The 16,632-nt window shown below is 47.6% G+C and carries 16 protein-coding genes; 12 read left to right on the plus strand and 4 right to left on the minus strand.

All coding sequences use genetic code 11. The features are described from left to right. Positions 1-36: 36 nt before the first annotated feature. From ACJJIR_RS04080 to ACJJIR_RS04090, 3 genes are all read left to right on the plus strand, one after another. Positions 37-441 carry an NUDIX hydrolase gene (locus ACJJIR_RS04080; protein WP_444907422.1) on the plus strand — a complete coding sequence of 135 codons (405 nt, stop codon included), beginning with the start codon at positions 37-39 and terminating at the stop codon, positions 439-441. 247 nt (positions 442-688) lie between these two features. Then, the gene (locus ACJJIR_RS04085) at positions 689-2,737 is read left to right on the plus strand and encodes an aminotransferase class I/II-fold pyridoxal phosphate-dependent enzyme (protein WP_444907423.1); all 2,049 of its coding nucleotides are present in this window, start codon (positions 689-691) and stop codon (positions 2,735-2,737) included. 31 nt (positions 2,738-2,768) lie between these two features. Then, positions 2,769-3,509: an SDR family NAD(P)-dependent oxidoreductase gene (locus ACJJIR_RS04090; protein WP_444907424.1), complete on the plus strand. Its 741-nt coding sequence runs from the start codon at positions 2,769-2,771 to the stop codon at positions 3,507-3,509. Between the two features lie 42 nt (positions 3,510-3,551). On the opposite strand, the gene ACJJIR_RS04095 is transcribed toward ACJJIR_RS04090, so the two are convergent. Further along, positions 3,552-5,210, minus strand: a complete 1,659-nt coding sequence (locus tag ACJJIR_RS04095; protein ID WP_444907425.1) for an acyl-CoA dehydrogenase family protein — start codon at positions 5,208-5,210, stop codon at positions 3,552-3,554. Between the two features lie 691 nt (positions 5,211-5,901). Between ACJJIR_RS04095 and ACJJIR_RS04100 the strand changes: the two genes are divergently transcribed. The 6 genes from ACJJIR_RS04100 to ACJJIR_RS04125 all read left to right on the plus strand — a co-directional run bounded on the left by ACJJIR_RS04100 (position 5,902) and on the right by ACJJIR_RS04125 (position 10,330). Next, positions 5,902-6,585: a helix-turn-helix transcriptional regulator gene (locus ACJJIR_RS04100; RefSeq protein ID WP_444907426.1), complete on the plus strand. Its 684-nt coding sequence runs from the start codon at positions 5,902-5,904 to the stop codon at positions 6,583-6,585. A 4-nt stretch (positions 6,586-6,589) separates the two neighbouring features. Further along, positions 6,590-7,018 carry a CsgE family curli-type amyloid fiber assembly protein gene (locus ACJJIR_RS04105; RefSeq protein WP_444907427.1) on the plus strand — a complete coding sequence of 143 codons (429 nt, stop codon included), beginning with the start codon at positions 6,590-6,592 and terminating at the stop codon, positions 7,016-7,018. Beyond that, positions 7,018-7,419 (plus strand): curli assembly protein CsgF, encoded by a 402-nt coding sequence (locus tag ACJJIR_RS04110; protein WP_444907428.1) that lies wholly within the window; start codon positions 7,018-7,020, stop codon positions 7,417-7,419. The genes ACJJIR_RS04105 and ACJJIR_RS04110 overlap by 1 nt, the downstream gene beginning before the upstream one ends. Positions 7,420-7,460: 41 nt before the next feature. Then, a complete protein-coding gene (locus ACJJIR_RS04115) occupies positions 7,461-8,306 on the plus strand; it encodes a CsgG/HfaB family protein (RefSeq protein ID WP_413663117.1) in 846 nt (281 codons plus the stop codon). Positions 8,307-8,611: 305 nt separating this feature from the next. Next, positions 8,612-9,097, plus strand: coding sequence for a hypothetical protein (locus ACJJIR_RS04120; RefSeq protein ID WP_413665886.1), 486 nt, complete (start codon positions 8,612-8,614; stop codon positions 9,095-9,097). Between the two features lie 54 nt (positions 9,098-9,151). Beyond that, positions 9,152-10,330 (plus strand): hypothetical protein, encoded by a 1,179-nt coding sequence (locus ACJJIR_RS04125; RefSeq protein ID WP_444907429.1) that lies wholly within the window; start codon positions 9,152-9,154, stop codon positions 10,328-10,330. A 91-nt stretch (positions 10,331-10,421) separates the two neighbouring features. On the opposite strand, the gene holA is transcribed toward ACJJIR_RS04125, so the two are convergent. From holA to leuS, 3 genes are all read right to left on the minus strand, one after another. Beyond that, positions 10,422-11,426, minus strand: a complete 1,005-nt coding sequence (gene holA / locus ACJJIR_RS04130; RefSeq protein ID WP_444907430.1) for a DNA polymerase III subunit delta — start codon at positions 11,424-11,426, stop codon at positions 10,422-10,424. A 13-nt stretch (positions 11,427-11,439) separates the two neighbouring features. Then, positions 11,440-11,964 carry an LPS-assembly lipoprotein LptE gene (locus tag ACJJIR_RS04135; RefSeq protein WP_444907431.1) on the minus strand — a complete coding sequence of 175 codons (525 nt, stop codon included), beginning with the start codon at positions 11,962-11,964 and terminating at the stop codon, positions 11,440-11,442. An 85-nt stretch (positions 11,965-12,049) separates the two neighbouring features. After that, the gene (leuS, locus tag ACJJIR_RS04140; protein WP_444907432.1) at positions 12,050-14,647 is read right to left on the minus strand and encodes a leucine--tRNA ligase; all 2,598 of its coding nucleotides are present in this window, start codon (positions 14,645-14,647) and stop codon (positions 12,050-12,052) included. Between the two features lie 161 nt (positions 14,648-14,808). Between leuS and ACJJIR_RS04145 the strand changes: the two genes are divergently transcribed. From ACJJIR_RS04145 to ACJJIR_RS04155, 3 genes are all read left to right on the plus strand, one after another. After that, on the plus strand, positions 14,809-15,258 hold the full coding sequence (locus ACJJIR_RS04145; protein ID WP_444907433.1) for a zinc ribbon-containing protein: 450 nt from the start codon (positions 14,809-14,811) through the stop codon (positions 15,256-15,258). A 197-nt stretch (positions 15,259-15,455) separates the two neighbouring features. After that, positions 15,456-16,037 carry a YdcF family protein gene (locus ACJJIR_RS04150; RefSeq protein WP_282931508.1) on the plus strand — a complete coding sequence of 194 codons (582 nt, stop codon included), beginning with the start codon at positions 15,456-15,458 and terminating at the stop codon, positions 16,035-16,037. 172 nt (positions 16,038-16,209) lie between these two features. Then, a complete protein-coding gene (locus ACJJIR_RS04155) occupies positions 16,210-16,623 on the plus strand; it encodes a hypothetical protein (protein WP_413663111.1) in 414 nt (137 codons plus the stop codon). Positions 16,624-16,632: the final 9 nt, after the last annotated feature.

Here is a 16,632-nt window from a genome sequence, read left to right on the forward strand (position 1 = left end):
TCCCTTCTTAACCTGACTTGTTATCAGGGTTTGTTCATGGCCTTTGATGATAGTTACCGCTTGAGTGCCCATGCAGTAATCACGAATACTGGCGGAAAAGTACTGCAGCTGAAAGCGACTTATGCTGAGCGTAGCTGGGGCTTGCCTGGCGGAGCATTAGACCCGGGTGAAACTGCCCATGAGGCATTGGTGCGAGAGTGCCATGAGGAACTTGGACGAGACGTTCGAATAGAGTATCTCAGTGGCATCTACTACCACAACGCTTTCAATTCACATGTTTTTATTTTTCGAGCCCATTTCATTAAAGAGGGTGACTATATTCTCTCTGATGAACATTCCCAATGGGCTTACTTTCCGCTTCACCAATTATCCCAGGTACAACGTCACAGGGTCGAGGATTGCCTCACGTTTGATGGTATTGTGCGTAGCGCAAAGTTCTAACTTTATTATCTTCCTTGGCAATAGATCTGGTATGCCTGGGTACATTTGGCGAAAATCGCCAAATGCAATGTAGTCGCAGAATTCCCCTCCCTCCTACATTAGTATTTGCCCCCTGGTGTTTATTGCCCTGGAATTCCAGAGCCACCGCAACTCGCGGGGGCCTTATAAAAGTTAATAAAATCAAATAGTTGAATAATTGATACAGCAAGTTGTACTCACCTACAAGCTATGCTGATGGATAAGAATTATGGGTTTGGAATTGAAGATGCCTGAGTTGGGCAACCTAAACGAAAATAGCCTTGAATTAGAGTGTCGGGTCGCTCTGGTCAGTTCTGATAGCAAATTGGCCAATGAGTGGATTACCGCTCTCAATAATACGGCAGCAGTACACGACAATCCTTTTGGTCTTCATTTTGAAGCCGTAATGCCCGCAGATGCTGAGAGGTTGGCAAAAGAAGAGGATTCCCTGCAAGCGGTCATTGTCGATGGTGGCAGTGATGGGCAGAGGCTGGATGCTGCAGATGAACTCGCTGACCGAATTCACGCTTTGCGTTCCCAGCTTAACATCTTCCTCGTAGCCCACAGTGGTTTTGCTGGAACAACTTCCAAGCCGGGCAAATCCGGTTCAAAATCCCTGTCAAATTTGCGTCGCCGCTTCGATGAGTTGTTCGACCGCCGTGAGGGCAATTTCAACCATATGTTCCGCTTGGTGCAGGCGTTTATTGCTCGAAGAGCTTCGACTCCTTTTGCCGACACTCTGAAAGAATACGTATTCTCAGCTCGGGATGCGTGGCATACACCCGGCCATTCTGGTGGTGACAGTCTGCGCAATAGTCCCTGGGTGGGGGATTTTTATCGCTTTATGGGTGAACATATCTTCAATACAGACTTGTCTGTATCTGTTCAAGTTTTAGATAGTTTACTCGAGCCCCACTCGGTTATTCAGGAGGCGCAGGATCTAGCGGCTCAGGCTTTTGGAGCTCGCCATACCTTTTTCCTGACCAACGGCACCTCTACCGCGAATAAAGTGGTTATTCAGCAAATTCTTGGTGGTGGCGGAAAAATTATCGTTGACCAAGCGTGTCACAAATCAGTTCACCATGCGATTGTGATGAATCGCTGTGAGCCGGTTTACCTGAAGTCTGTACTGCATCCAGAATTTGGAATTTACGGGCCGGTAAAGCGTTCGGATATTGAAGCTGCCCTGGATGAGCACAGTGATGCGCGCCTATTGGTAATTACCTCCTGCACCTATGATGGATTGCGTTACGACCTTAAGCCAATTATCGACTACGCCCATGAGCGTGGAGTGAAAGTGCTGGTGGATGAAGCCTGGTTTGCCCATGGTTTCTTCCATCCCGAGTTGCGGCCTACAGCACTGGAGTGTGGGGCAGATTATGTGACCCAAAGCACCCACAAAATGCTGTCGGCCTTTTCCCAGGCCAGTATGATCCACGTGCAAGACCCGGACTTTGATGAATTCCGTTTTCGCGAAAACCTGAATATGCACGCCTCTACCAGTCCTCAGTACGCAATGATTGCGAGCCTAGATGTGGCGCGGAAACAAATGGCGATGGAGGGGTATGGTCGTTTGAAGCAATGTCTAAAGATGGTGGAAATTTTACGTAATGCCGTTAATGAGACAGGTGTGTTCCGCGCGCTAACACGTGATGACTTGATTGCTGACCCACTTGCCAGTGATAACATTCGCCTTGATCCCACCAAGGTGACTATTGATATTTCCAAGAGTGGTTACTCTGGCAATGAAATGCAGATTAAATTGTTTGATCAGTATGGCATCCAGGTGGAAAAGACCACCTACAATACCATTACTGTGCTTGTAACCCTCGGTAGTACAGAGAGCAAATTACTTCGCTTGATTCATGCTCTTAAGCAATTGGCAGGAAATACTCACAAGCGTATTCATATCGGGTCGCCGAGGCGTTTGCCAGAATTTACCCGTTTTACATGTTTACCGGCAGATGCTTATTTTTCGGAAGCAGAAGAATTGCCGCTGATGGACAACGGCACAGAAGCTATTGAGAACCTGGTTGGCCGGACCAGTGCAGATGAAATTGTTCCTTATCCGCCAGGTATTCCGGTCCTTGTGCCGGGACAGGAAATTTCAGCCCAAATAGTACAGTTTTTACAGCAGCTACTTCAGGGGCAGAATACGACAGAAATTCACGGTCTTATTTTCCGCTCTGATGAGCCGATGCTAAGGGTCGTTAAGGAAGCCTCCAAGGGCAAAGCTGAGAAAGTGCAGTCTTCTGGAGAGAAAAAGAAAGGAAAATAGTAAAACTCCATAATCCGGCATGGAGGCCGGTATGCTCAAAAGTCCACAATCTGTGTTGATAGCCGGTGCTTCCGGTGGCATAGCGCAGGCCATTGGCGCCGAAATTATTCGGCGCTATCCTCAAGTTACATTATTGACCTTGAGTCGAATCACAGTTGATATGATTCCTGGCCATGTCGGTGAGCGACACCATTTATCCGTTTGTTTAGAGCAAGCCGAGTCCATCGATATTGTTGAAAATTTTTTGGCCGAACACTCTGAGCCTCCAGGTTGGATAATCAACTGCTGTGGCATTTTACATGATGAGTTCCATGGACCGGAGAAGTCTCTATCGCAATGTGATGATCACTGGTTATTGCAGTCGATTCAGGTCAACGTACTTTCCCATTTACATTTAGCGCGCGCACTGGATGGATTCTTGAAGCGCAGACGCCCTTTGTTGTGGGCGTCGCTTTCGGCAAAGGTGGGAAGTATCACGGATAACCAGCTCGGTGGCTGGTACAGCTACCGGTGTAGTAAGGCCGCATTAAATATGCTGGTTAAGAACCTGTCTATTGAGTGGGCGCGGAAACTGGAGGAAAGTTGTGTGGTGGCGATTCACCCAGGTACGACAGATACTTCACTATCCAAGCCTTTCCAGTCTAATTTGCCCCCAGATAAACTCTACACCCCTGAATTAAGTGCGAATCGTATTGTAGATGTCTTGAGTCAACTGGCATCGTCAGATACCGGAAAATTACTATCATGGGATGGAAGTCTTATACCCTGGTAGCGATCAGCGTGAAATAGGCGCGATAGTAGCTGTTATCGTATCTTAAGTTATAAGAGGGTCTCCCCGCTCCAGAATAGTGGCGATGTCAATCCCGGTGGGTAGGCTTCCAGTATTGTGTGTGCCGTTAATCCCTATTCTTGATTTGATAAAGGCATCAGTTACACAAGGGCTACTCCCCTGTAGCAGAAGGTGCGCCTGCATGGTCAGGGCCATTTGATCAATAATATGACGTGCACGGTATTCAAATTGATTTAGGTCGGAAAGGTCGTTTCTTAACTTGTCGACTGCCGTATCAAATTGTGTGTTTATGCCTCGACTAATGTTTAATTCATCAAACCAGTGGCTAATTACTGCAGGGGTTTTAGTGATGGCACGTAACACGTCCATCGCTTGAATATTCCCTGAGCCCTCCCAGATTGCATTTATCGGAGCATCTCGGTACAGCCGTGCCGTAATAAAATTTTCAATAGCTCCATTACCTCCCAGACACTCCATAGCCTCATAGGCGTGATGAGGACTGCGTTTGCATATCCAGTATTTTCCCACCGCGGCCCCGAGTCTGAGTAGCATCTTTTCGTGTTCGTTGCCCTCTTGATCCATTGCTCTGGCTATGCGCATGGTAAAGGCAATTGAGCCTTCCACCTCCAATTGCAGGTCGGCAAGCACATTTTGCATCAGTGGTTGATCAATCAGCTTTTTGCCAAATGCTTTACGCTCACTAGCATTGTATATTGCCTGGATAACAGCTTGCCGCTGCCCTGCAGATGAGCCCATCATGCAATCAAACCGTGTAATCGCTACCATCTTGATGATGGCGCTGACCCCACGCCCTTCTTCGCCGATTAGCCAGCCCAATGCGCCGCGTATTTCAACTTCTGAAGAAGCATTGGAAACATTGCCACACTTTGTCTTCAGGCGTTGAATCTCCAGCTGGTTCTTCGATCCATCCGGCCTCCATCTTGGAACCAAGAAGCAGGATAAGCCGCCGGGCGCCTGGGCAAGAATTAAAAAGGCATCGCACATAGGGGCGGACATAAACCATTTGTGCCCTAATAATTCATAGGTTCCATCGGCGAGGGGAATTGCAGCTGTGGTATTTGCCCTGACATCTGAGCCCCCTTGTTTTTCGGTCATGCCCATACCGATCGTCAATGAGTTTTTCTCAAAATATGGGCGATTACTTCCATCGTAAGTGCGGCTGGTTATTTTGGGTATCCATTCAGTGGCGATTTCAGGGTTTAGCTCGATAGTGGGTACTGAGGCGAAGGTCATAGTGATAGGACACCCATGACCGGCTTCAAGCTGAGTGTGCAAGTAATTTTTTGCAGCTCTGGCCACATGGGCAGCAGCCCGTGGGTCGGTCCAGGGAGAGCTGTGTAAACCTTCTGAAAGTGCCAGCTGCATTAGCTGGTGATAAGAGGGGTGGTATCGAACCAAATCAATGCGGTGGCCGGAACGATCGTGACTTTCGAAGATAGGTTTAAATTCATTGGCAGCATAGCCCCGCTCAATCATTTCTGGCCTGCCACACACCTCCCCATACCGCTCCAGGTCATCTTCAGCCCAATGGGCCCCATTAATATGTACGGCTTCCTTTAACGCCTGATCAGCAATATAGAGGTTATGACCAGAAAGCGGGCAGGGCTGGTTGGCAACCTGATAATTGGTTTTGCAATCTGATGTGTGGATCTCACTGTTCATAACTTCACCCTGGAGGATGTAGATTTCTATTTGATGCTGTAATTTAACTTGTACGGTTTTGCCAATTCCCCTAGGGGGAATAATTCAGGCATAGCCGAATATGAGCATAAAACAAGCTTTTCCTGATTACTATTTAAGCTGTTTAATTTTAAGTCGTGATTTTGCCGTTTTTATTTGCAGGGCCTGATCCTATGAATTCTCAGGTGATTTTACTCGATCAAATATGGCTTAAAAGTAATGAGGTGAAATTTATATTTTATTGCTATCGAATACCATTTTGTCAGTCTGTCTCCGATGAGGCTCGAATCATCTTGTGTTTGTCGTCTTATTGTTGGTAGCAATTTTTTTTACCTTAAATTATTCAAAATAAATTTATTAATAATGTGGACCAGTACAAAAAAATTGATATTTATAGAGCTCTATTGCCGATAGGAAATCTATACCAAAGCATGTTGATTTTTCTTTTTAGTTTACTAATCCATGATACCTTTGTATTACAAAATGGTATTAGAGAACCAAGTTGGCACACTTAAGATTGAATTTTTGATATCTAGATCACTACCGGTTGCAGTTAATGAGTTGATCGAATAGATTTAGCTCACAGCGTAAGATGAGCGCGGAAAATTGATAAAAAATAGTTAGGCTGGTAACAGGCTGAAACATAAAAGGACTGCACATTGGGGGAACCCAGATGAATTTGCATAAGGATTATGCACCGCTAAAGGTTGTTAGCCCTAAGTTAGAAAAAACAGGGGTTACAGTTGCCTTTTTAACCGCATGCATCAATCTTCAATCCTCAATATTTGCAGGGCGAATTGAAGATGAGTTTAAGACTACCTGCGCTATCCTTCAGCGCTCGACACTTTCATCCCTAAGTGGTATTAAGGCCGAATACCTTCTTCTTGATTGTGCCGATGTATCCTCTTCAGATCTCGAGAATCTTTTGAGGGAGATACACTCCCTGCCCACACCTCCCAACTTAGTATTAATCAATGTCGATCAGAAGGCCGATATTGATTTTGTTCTGCATTGGGAAAAAGTTCTGGGGTTAATACCCTCCGAGTGCGAAGCAAAAGTCATTATGGAGAGGTTGGGTAGGATATTCTCGGGAGAATACTGGTTTCCAAGAGATGTTCTCCATAATTTTCTCAGGCAACACAGAAAGCCTAAAAAGTGGTGCGATAAGGCTTCAAACCTCACGCAGCGAGAACGGCAAATTTTACAGTTGATCTGTGACTGTAATACCAATGCAAATATAGCCGAAACCTTATGTGTTAGTGAGCACACCGTTAAAAGTCATTTATATAAGATCTATAGAAAAATAGGCTGTAAGAATCGGTTAGAAGCAAGCAGTTGGGCCAGTCAAAACTTGTAATATTATGAAATCACTATTTTTGTGCGCAACTGTGTTAACAGTTGCGCTTTCGTGTATCGTTCACAAAAGTTACGCTCAAGAAACAAGTGATCAAAGCTCTGAGGAATCCCTGCTTACTGGATTGGTAATTGATAATACGGTAAGCGGTATAGGTCATGAGTTTGCTAGATCGCTATCAATTTATATAACAACTAATTTGACAGGATTCGACTACAACCTGACCGTGCATGAAAGGCCTTCGGCAAGGTGGGGCAGTGTTGTTTGGGTAACCTTTGAGAGCAAGCAAGTCTTTAAGACTGTCATTTATCCTGGGCGGAGAAAGTTTGGTGCAATTGTCGAGCAGGCTGCTTCGCAAATAAATAATAATGTGAGGCAGCAGAGGTTGCAGGATCTTTTGTCTCAAAATGTTGATTTGGCGGGGGATGAAATATAATGAGATTTTTATTTACAACGGCTTTTTTATTATTTTCTGGCTCGGTGTTTGCAACAGAGCTGGTGTACACACCTGTGAATCCATCGTTTGGAGGTAATCCTCTTAATGGTAATTATTTGCTGAATAATGCTAGTGCACAGAACAGTAAAAAAGATCCTGATGCTAAGGATTCGCCGTACTCTGATTCATCTTCCTTGGATAGATTTACTGACACACTAGAATCTCGTCTGCTCTCACAGCTGCTGACAGATGTGGGAAATGGTAATGATGGTACTTTGGTAACTGATGACTATATCGTAAATATTGTTGATATTGATGGTGAATTGACGATAACCATCACCGACGCTGTTACGGGTGAAATATCTGAAATTGTAGTTGTAGGTCTCAATCCAAGCAACTAATAAAATTATATTTGCAAGCTTAGGTTTTGTGGGGTGGTGCGATGTTATCGAGAATATTTATTCTAATTATTGTTTTTAGTATTAGTGGGTGTAGTTCTGTTAAGGAGGCGTTGTTCGGCCCTGGACAACAAAAGGCAACTTTAACGGATAGAATGAGCACTTATTCTGACTTAGTCAGTTTGCCTGCCCCTAGAGGGAAAATAGTTGCAGCAGTGTACGGTTTTAGTGATCAAACTGGACAATATCGGCCAGCGCCCTCCAGCTCATTCTCGACCGCAGTGACTCAAGGGGCTGCAGCTATGCTGGTTCAGGTTCTGAATGAATCTGGGTGGTTTGTGACTCTTGAGCGGGAGGGTTTACAAAACCTCTTAACCGAAAGGAAAATAATTAGAGCTGCACTGAAAGAACAGGACAATCCTGCCAGTCCTGTATTCGATCTGCCTTCTCTTATGTCAGCCAATATTATGTTAGAGGGTGGAATAGTCGGTTACGATACAAACATCAAAACAGGGGGTGCGGGGGCACGTTACTTCGGTATCGGTATTTCTGAACAATATCGTGTAGATGAGGTTACTGTAAACCTGCGTGCGGTAGATGTCCGAAGTGGACGAGTTCTAAGTAGTGTTTTAACGAGCAAGAAAATCTTGTCGAGGCAAGTTCAAGGTGATGTTTACACTTTTGTGGAATATAAACGCTTACTTGAAATAGAGGCTGGGATGACCACTAACGATCCAGCTCAATTATGTGTTCTTTCTGCGATAGAGTCGGCGGTAATTCATCTTATATCCCAGGGGGTTAATGCTAATTTGTGGGCATTGGAAGATAATAGCCAATACCCTATGTCTGTCCTCAGTGAATATTCTGCGACACCAGTAAAAATATTATAAATCTTTAGCGGATATATAAATTTATTGGTATGTTTATTTAGGGTATATGTAATTTAGTGAAATGGAATTTTATTAAATTATATCTATGTGTTTTCATGCTTGTGTGTGTAATTTGATGGAATTGAACTGTTTTATTTTTTGTGTGTTTTGATTTAAATCACCACCTTAATACAAAAGTTTTACATTCTTCTTATTCTTTCCGGTTAAATGTAATCTTTCTTCTGATTTAAGATATATTTTTTTTTACCTATAGTGTCCATGTTGTTTCTTATAGTTGTTAACCGTTCTTATTGGAGAGGTGGTTGGTGATTGCTACAGCTAAACGAGTAACGGCAATTTTATTTCTGTTTCTGGTTTTACCGCTTTCGGTGTGCTGGGCTTCTGATTTAGATGACCACAATGAATTGTCTGCTGGGCAGGGTGCTCTGGATCTTCTTTTGTTAAGAAAAGATTCAATTACGGGTAACTTGGCCCAGGTTTCACAAGTAGGTGATTACAACCTTGCTGAAGTTACCCAGTCTGGTCTTTACAACCAGGCTGTCCTGATCCAGGAGGGTGGCTCCAATGCAGCGTTGGTGCAACAAACAGGCGATTCTAATTATGCTGCGATATCGCAGTCAGGAGCCTACAACCAAGCTACAGCGATACAGAATGGCGTAGATAATGTGGCTTTAATTAGCCAGGTTGGTTACGGAAATTCTGCAAACATTATTCAAAATGGTGATGGATTGTTTGGTTATGTCGCGCAGTTCGGTGACGACCATGCGGTGCAACTGGTGCAGTACGATTAAGGCATTGCACTATTTTACTTGTATTTATAATTTTATTCTGAGGGAGATTGATAAATGAAAAAGATTACACTTGCTGCTGCTATTGCTTTGATTGCTGGCGCAGGTCAGGCTGTAGCTGATAATAACTACGGTGATCAGGTTCAGCTCGGCGAAAATAACTCTGCAAATGTATCCCAAGTATATGAGGCTAACAATAATGCTGCCTATCAGTGGCAGGAGGGTAATGATAACGTAGCTGTTGCAGCTCAGGATTATGCTGATGATAACTACATTGATCAGACCCAACTCGGTGACCGTAATGCTGCTTACACCAGTCAGTCCAGCCAAATGGGCAGTGAAGCTTTGACCTACCAGGATGGGGAAGGTAACAATGGAACTATCCACCAGTGGACCGGTTCCTACAATAGTGCCTACGCTGCGCAGTTTGGTAGTGAAAATATGATTCATTTGGATCAGTATACCGACTCTAACTTTAACTATGCCGACATGTATCAAGACGGCAGCGACAACATGGGCGTTCTGCAACAGGAAGGTGACGGTAACTACTTCGTCAGCACCCAGGTTGGAGACAATAACGGTGTTTGGAACAGCACCTGGTACTCCTCATTTGATGGTTTTGTTGGTGGTCAGGTAGGTGACTTCAACGTAGGTACTGTTTTTCAGTCAGGTGCTGAGAACACTGCAAACCTGATGCAGAGTGGTGATATTAACCTGCTCGACCTGTCTCAATCCGGCCTCAGCAACACTGCGACTATCCTGCAGCAAGGTGATGCTAACGCTGCTTTCGGTTACCAATCCGGTGTTAACAACGTTGCCAATATCACCCAGAATGAGACCAATAACTTTGGTGCTATGGCTCAATTTGGCAATGACAATACCGCTAACCTTGTACAAACCGGTGACATGAATAGTGCTGACTTTGGTCAGTATGGCGATGCTAACCTGGCAAATATTGATCAGACAGGCAACAGCAACTACGCCTATGGTTACAGTGCTGGTGTTGCAAATATCGTAGATATTGATCAAGCGGGTGAGTTGAACCTGGCAGAAGTTCACCAAGACTTTGGCGGCGATAACCTGATTACTGTGGCCCAAACTGGCTACGAGCATTCCGCTCACGTTGGACAGGGTGGCTATGAAAATGTTGCCACTGTTAGCCAGAACAGTGCATATAATATGGCTAGCATTGAGCAGGTTGGTGCAAGCAACGTTGCCACCATCACTCAGAACTGATTCTGAAGAGTTTCAGGTATGAAGAAACCGCCCTATTGGGCGGTTTTTTTATATAAAGGTAGAAGCTAATCCTTATCTAAGAGCAGATTGACTAAATGGTTCTCTGCCCGCAAAAATTGAGAGTCAGCTCTAATAGCCCTGTCCATGGAGATTGCTGCCCACTACCACCTTTAATAGAGCTATCTATAGCTCGAGCGCGAATTAATAAGCTTTCCAGTTGCTTCTTATTAAGTCTGTGTAGGGCTCCTTGGACCAATGGCTGTCGCTTTTGCAGCCGAACCAATCTCGCTAGAGGTTGGCCTTGATCCAGTTTTTCCATAATGTCGAGAAGAGTGCGAATTTCTCTTGCTATTGCCCAAAGTACAATGGGTGGTTCAATACCTTCGACCCTCAATCCGTCGAGTGTTTTGACTGCTTTGGCTGAGTTGCCAGAGAGTGCTGTGTCAATTAGGTCAAAAACACTGTAACGGGCGGAGCTGGTGACACTATGCTCCATCATTTCCCGGGTGATTTCTTGCCGGGGGCTGGAAAGCTTAAGTTTTTCTATCTCCTGGCTTGCGGCAAGCAAGTTACCCTCTACTCTTTCTGCCAGGATTTGTACTGCTTCTGGTTCGGCTGAGAGGCCTGCAGATGCAAGGCGCTGGTTGATCCAGCGGGGCATTTCCTGAATCGTCACAGGCCATACCTGAACCAGTACTCCTGATTGTTCTAGGACTTTGACCCATTTGCTGTTGAGTTGCGATTTATCAAGTTTCGGTAATACCAGTAAAAGCAAAAGATCTTCACTCGCCATTGAAGCAAACTCTTGCAGGGCTTTACTGCCCTTATCCCCGGGTTTACCTCCGGGTAAACGCAGCTCGACAAGTTTTTTTTCTGCGAAAAGAGACATATTTCCGGCTGAAGCAACCAGCGTGTTCCAGTCAAAATTATGCTCTGCGTGAATAAGTTCTCGCTCGGTGAAACCGTGCTTTTTCGCTGTTGAGCGGACTAAATCGCAGCACTCTTGTACTATTAAGGGCTCATCACCAGTGATAATAAAAATTGGCGATAGGCCCTTTTTTAGATTTTGCGATAATTGATGGGGGTTAACGCGCATTAATAAAACTAACCTAGTAGCTCTTTTCTTCTAATGAAGCATTCACATCGATACGCCGTAAGCGATCGATAATGCGCCCAATAAGCTCCCGCTGCATCTCCGCGCGCAAGGTATTTTCCTCTTCACTTTTACTGACAATTTCATCGACATCCCACTCCAAGGTGCGGTAAACATCTGCCTGTGCTTTATTTAGGAGGACTTGGCCTGAAGCTGTGCGTACGCTATAGATTGCACTGGTAATTAATTCGTATTCAGATGCTCGCCCTTCAGAGTCTACAGCTACGGTTAGTTTTCTCTCGGTTTCCTGGTGAATGATGAGTGTATAGTCAGCTTCTGCAGGTGATTCCGCCATAGGCACACCCGCATTATTGAGCAGTCGAGTTAATTGATCTGCGATATCACTGCGAGGGTCTACTGTGGATATATAGAGTGTACTACCGGGAGGAAAATTCTTAGGGGCGCCTCTTAGATGCCAGCCGCAACCGGCAATAGTGATAGCGAGAAGAAAAATAAAGGCTCGATTTGCGATTGTTTTCATAAACTACTTGCCATGGTCTTGTCGGCTACAGCGAGCTGACTTAAGTGAGCCGGGAGTGAAACTCCCGGCATCATATTGCGGGTCTTTACTTGGCGACAATATTAACCAGCTTGCCAGGTACGACAATTACTTTGCGCACCGTAGCTTCACCGATAAATTTCTGAACGTTCTCATCGGCGAGGGCGAGTTTTTCCAGGCTCTCTTTGTCTGCATCAGCAGGCGCATCCAGTTTTGCGCGTACCTTGCCATTGACCTGGACGACCAAAGTAATCGAGGTGCGCACCAGTGCTTTTTCATCTGCCATTGGCCAAGGAGAATCGATTAGGGCACTGGTATTCCCCAGCACCTGCCACAGTTGGTGACAGATATGAGGAGTAACCGGAGCCAACAGCAAGACGGCGGTCTGTAGGGCTTCTCTCTCTACAGCCAGTCCTTGATCACTGTTGCGATCTGCCAGCTTGCCGACTTCATTGAGCAATTCCATTACTGCTGCGATAGCGGTATTAAAGGTCTGGCGGCGGCCATAGTCATCCCCCACTTTTTGGATGGTCTCGTGGGTCTTGCGGCGCAGCTGCTGTTGCTTGTCATTGAGGGACTGCTGGTCGATCTGTGCTTCACTGGAGCCCGCTGCAATATGGGCGTGAACGGTCTTCCAGAGTTTGCGCAGGAAGCGGCTGGCACCTTCCACACCGGCATCGTGCCACTCCAGAGTCTGCTCCGGAGGGGCGGCAAACATGGTGAACAGGCGAACGGTATCGGCACCGTACTCCTCAACCGCAGCGTGAGGGTCTATGCCATTGTTCTTGGACTTGGACATCTTTACCACGCCGCCGGCAATAATCTCTTCGCCGGTGGCTCGCTCAATCGCTTTGGTCGGCTTGCCCTTGTCATCGCGCTCGACGTCCACATCGGCGGGGTTGATCCAGGTCTTGTGGCCGTGTTCTTCCTTGTAGAAGGATTCGGCTAACACCATGCCCTGACACAGCAGCTGCTTGAAGGGTTCATCGCTATTGACCAGGCCCTCATCCCGCATCAGCTTGTGGAAGAAGCGCGCGTAGAGAAGGTGCAAGATGGCATGTTCAATACCGCCGACATACTGGTCCACTGGCAGCCAGTAGTTGGCGCGGTCCGGGTCCAGCATGCCCTCTTCAAAATCGGGACAGGTATAACGGGCGTAGTACCAGCTGGACTCCATAAAGGTGTCGAAGGTATCGGTTTCACGTTCTACGGGAGTGCCGTTGAGTTCGTCTTTACGCCATTCGGGGTCGGCTTTAATAGGTGATTGAACGCCGTCGAGCTCGACATCTTCCGGCAACAGGATCGGCAGCTTGTCTGCGGGTACTGGTATTTCTCCGCCGTCGGCCAGGTTGAACATGGGGATGGGCGCACCCCAGTAGCGCTGGCGGGAGACACCCCAGTCGCGCAGGCGATAGTTGGTCTTAACCCGACCCTTACCTGCAGCAATCAGCGCTTCGGAGATCGCAGTAAAGGCGCCATCAAAATCCAGGCCGTCAAAACTGCCAGAATTCACCAGTTTGCCTTTCTCTGTATATGCCTCTTGTTCCAGGTCGATAGACTCGCCGTCGGCAGCCTCGATAACCTGGATAACAGGCAGCTGGTATTTTTGTGCAAACTCCCAATCGCGCTGGTCGTGTGCCGGTACTGCCATCACCGCGCCTGAGCCGTAATCCATCAGAACATAGTTGGCCACCCATACGGAGACTTCTTCACCGCTGATGGGGTGAATTGCCTTGAGCCCGGTATCCATGCCTTTCTTGTCCATCGTGGCCATATCGGCTTCGGATAGGGACTGCTTTTTGCACTCGGCGATAAAAGTTTTGAGTTCGGGGTTGGACTCGGCAAGTTCCAGAGCGATGGGGTGCTCGGCGGCGAGGGAAACATAGGTAACGCCCATCAGTGTATCCGGACGGGTGGTATACACATCGAAGTGGTCCATGCCCGCAATAGGCTTGGGCAGGGCAAAGCTCAGCTCTACTCCCCGGCTCTTGCCGATCCAGTTGCGCTGCATGGTGCGCACCTGCTCGGGCCACTCGGGCAGTTTGTCCAGGTCTTCGAGCAGCTCTTCCGCATAATCGGTGATCTTGATAAACCACTGGGCCAGCTCGCGGCGCTCAACGGTAGTGCCACAGCGCCAGCAGGCGCCATCTTCGACCTGCTCATTGGCCAGTACGGTCTGGTCGTGGGGGCACCAGTTCACTGCAGAGTTTTTCTTGTAGACCAGGCCTTTTTCGTAGAGGCGGGTGAAGAACCACTGCTCCCAGCGATAGTAGGAGGGTTGGCAGGTGGCCAGTTCGCGGGACCAGTCAAAGCCAAAACCCAGGGCCTTGAGCTGGCCTTTCATGTACTCGATATTTGCATAGGTCCATTTGGCTGGAGCGGTCTTGTTCTGGATGGCCGCATTCTCTGCCGGCAGACCGAAAGCATCCCAGCCCATCGGGTGCAACACGTTTTTGCCCTGCATGCGCTGATAGCGAGTAATTACATCGGTAATGGTGTAATTGCGCACATGCCCCATGTGTAGCTTGCCGCTGGGGTAGGGGAACATGGATAGGCAGTAGAACTTTTCCCTGCCGGCGTCTTCCTTTACTTCAAAGCTCTTCTCGGCCTCCCAGAATTCCTGGGCGGAAGCTTCGACTACGGAGGGGTTGTACTGCTCTTCCATCGATTCGGGACCTATACTCTGTGATCAAAATTTGCGGGAAACTGTTCAGTGTTTATTGGGGGATGTGAACGCTTGTCAATCGGTAAAGATTGATCGCGATCAAGTTTCGCTCCCAGTGCATCTTTTACGATGCGTAAACGCGGGATTATAGGAGGGATACCGTGACGAAGGAACCAAAGTTGCCGCCGAAGGACGATCTGATTAATGAGTTTCGCGAAGACTTTGAAGATTTGGTCGAAGGTGAGCTGGCTGTTGAGAATCTCACCGCCAATAAGATGGCATTTTTGCGCGCTTGGCTGAAAGATGACCTGCATCGGGCTGCTGACTATATCCGGGGACTAGGTGGGGAATTGAAGACCCTGGAGGAGCGCAGCGGTGATTGGCTGCTGGATGCGGCGGACCCCACAGAAACCGCCTGGCCAAACTTAATGCGATGCATCAAAGATGGCAAGCCCTGGGCTTTGGCCGGCGAGTTTGTAGGGCCGGATGAGGAGTTGCAGTGTTTGGGCTGTGGATACCGAGCTATGCCGCCGGCAAATACCCAGATTACCCCCTGCCACCGGTGTGGTTATGGATGCTTTCGTCAGATTGAGGGTGGTCTCGAGTATTGAATGGGCTCTATACGGCGGCGGCCACGCTTCTGATGCCTCCAGCAGCCCCATTGTTGGGGCTGCTGGTTGCATTCCTTTTGCGATTCTCTTCATCCGGGTCCCTGCTTGAGAGATGCTCTCTACCCTTGGCTATGATTTCCTTTTGTGTGCTTTGGTTAGGGGCGACCCCGGCATTCTCATCCTGGCTTGGGGATCGATTGGGCAAGGTACCTTATCAACCCCATATAAGGCCTGAGGCCGTTGTGATCCTTGGTGCAGGGCGTTATCGCGATAGGTATTCGAATAGGGAGAGACTCTCTGCGGCGAGTCTCGAAAGAGTTGCCGGTGCTGTCGAGCAAGCACCAGAAGACTTACCGATTCTGGTATCTGGCGGTCGGGTTCACAGCGGAGAGCGGCTGGCAGAGTCTGATTTAATGGCTGCGTTGTTGGAGGAGGAGTTTTCCACTCCGGTCACTTGGCGTGAAGATTGCAGTCGTACTACTGCAGAGAATGCAGTAAATAGTGCTGATATTTTGCACAGTGCTAACGTGAGGTCGGTTTTTTTGGCCACTCACTGGTGGCATATGCCTCGCGCAGCGGAAATTTTTTCCCGCGCTGGCTTAGAGGTACAGCCCCTGCCGGTTGGGAGTGCCGGAGAGTTGATGCCCCGCGCTCAAACAGGTGTGGGGCGCTGGCTGCCCAATGCTGTCTCCCTGCTAAGGACCCAGGTCTACTGGCGGGAAATACTGGCACGGATCTGGTATCGGTGGAGTTCGCTACCGTCCATCAGAAAATGTTGAGGATGGATAAGGAACTTTTTGATAAATGTAATCTCAGAGGCCTACAGGATTTGAGGGATCAGGCGTCGAGCCCAAATGTTTGAGAGCTCTTGATTGCTAGTTGTACCGGGCTTAGGATGACTGGCGCCACAGGACATACCCATTGATTATCTTTTTATATGGAGTAGCGGCTGTGGATAAGAAACATAACAATAATCGAGATAACCTTATGATGAAGGGCATCCCACTTTCTTTCTCTCCGATACAGTTACATAACCGGTTAAACCGGGCTGTTTGGATTGGCTTCAAGCGGGTTGAGCAAGATGGCCGCACACTGGTTTTTCTGTGTGCTGGTGGCGATAGCGGCGCCCAACTCAGTAAAAATTTTGAGACCTTTGCCGGGCAGATTGTTCGGGAGTTCGGTTTTGCTCCCGCCGAAGTGGAGTTTATCGAGCTGCGTTCAAAAGCCGAGGAGTCCCATTGGTATCGCTGGCATGCCCAATGGGTGGGTTCTGCGCCAATGGAGTGCCATGGCGACCTGGTGACCAGTGAATCTAGCCGACGCTACTTAGCCCAGGCACTCGAAAGCGATATGGCCGCCGCTTAAATTCATTTG

The sequence above is a fragment of the Microbulbifer maximicatervae (SeqCode) genome (assembly GCF_052467385.1).

What these genes read in the sequence shown, in the direction of transcription:
- ACJJIR_RS04080 (WP_444907422.1), top strand. Translation starts at nt 37, where the DNA reads ATGGCCTTTGATGATAGTTACCGCTTGAGTGCCCATGCAGTAATCACG.
- ACJJIR_RS04085 (WP_444907423.1), top strand. Translation starts at nt 689, where the DNA reads ATGGGTTTGGAATTGAAGATGCCTGAGTTGGGCAACCTAAACGAAAAT.
- ACJJIR_RS04090 (WP_444907424.1), top strand. Translation starts at nt 2,769, where the DNA reads ATGCTCAAAAGTCCACAATCTGTGTTGATAGCCGGTGCTTCCGGTGGC.
- ACJJIR_RS04095 (WP_444907425.1), bottom strand. Translation starts at nt 5,210, where the DNA reads ATGAACAGTGAGATCCACACATCAGATTGCAAAACCAATTATCAGGTT.
- ACJJIR_RS04100 (WP_444907426.1), top strand. Translation starts at nt 5,902, where the DNA reads ATGAATTTGCATAAGGATTATGCACCGCTAAAGGTTGTTAGCCCTAAG.
- ACJJIR_RS04105 (WP_444907427.1), top strand. Translation starts at nt 6,590, where the DNA reads ATGAAATCACTATTTTTGTGCGCAACTGTGTTAACAGTTGCGCTTTCG.
- ACJJIR_RS04110 (WP_444907428.1), top strand. Translation starts at nt 7,018, where the DNA reads ATGAGATTTTTATTTACAACGGCTTTTTTATTATTTTCTGGCTCGGTG.
- ACJJIR_RS04115 (WP_413663117.1), top strand. Translation starts at nt 7,461, where the DNA reads ATGTTATCGAGAATATTTATTCTAATTATTGTTTTTAGTATTAGTGGG.
- ACJJIR_RS04125 (WP_444907429.1), top strand. Translation starts at nt 9,152, where the DNA reads ATGAAAAAGATTACACTTGCTGCTGCTATTGCTTTGATTGCTGGCGCA.
- holA (WP_444907430.1), bottom strand. Translation starts at nt 11,426, where the DNA reads ATGCGCGTTAACCCCCATCAATTATCGCAAAATCTAAAAAAGGGCCTA.
- ACJJIR_RS04135 (WP_444907431.1), bottom strand. Translation starts at nt 11,964, where the DNA reads ATGAAAACAATCGCAAATCGAGCCTTTATTTTTCTTCTCGCTATCACT.
- leuS (WP_444907432.1), bottom strand. Translation starts at nt 14,647, where the DNA reads ATGGAAGAGCAGTACAACCCCTCCGTAGTCGAAGCTTCCGCCCAGGAA.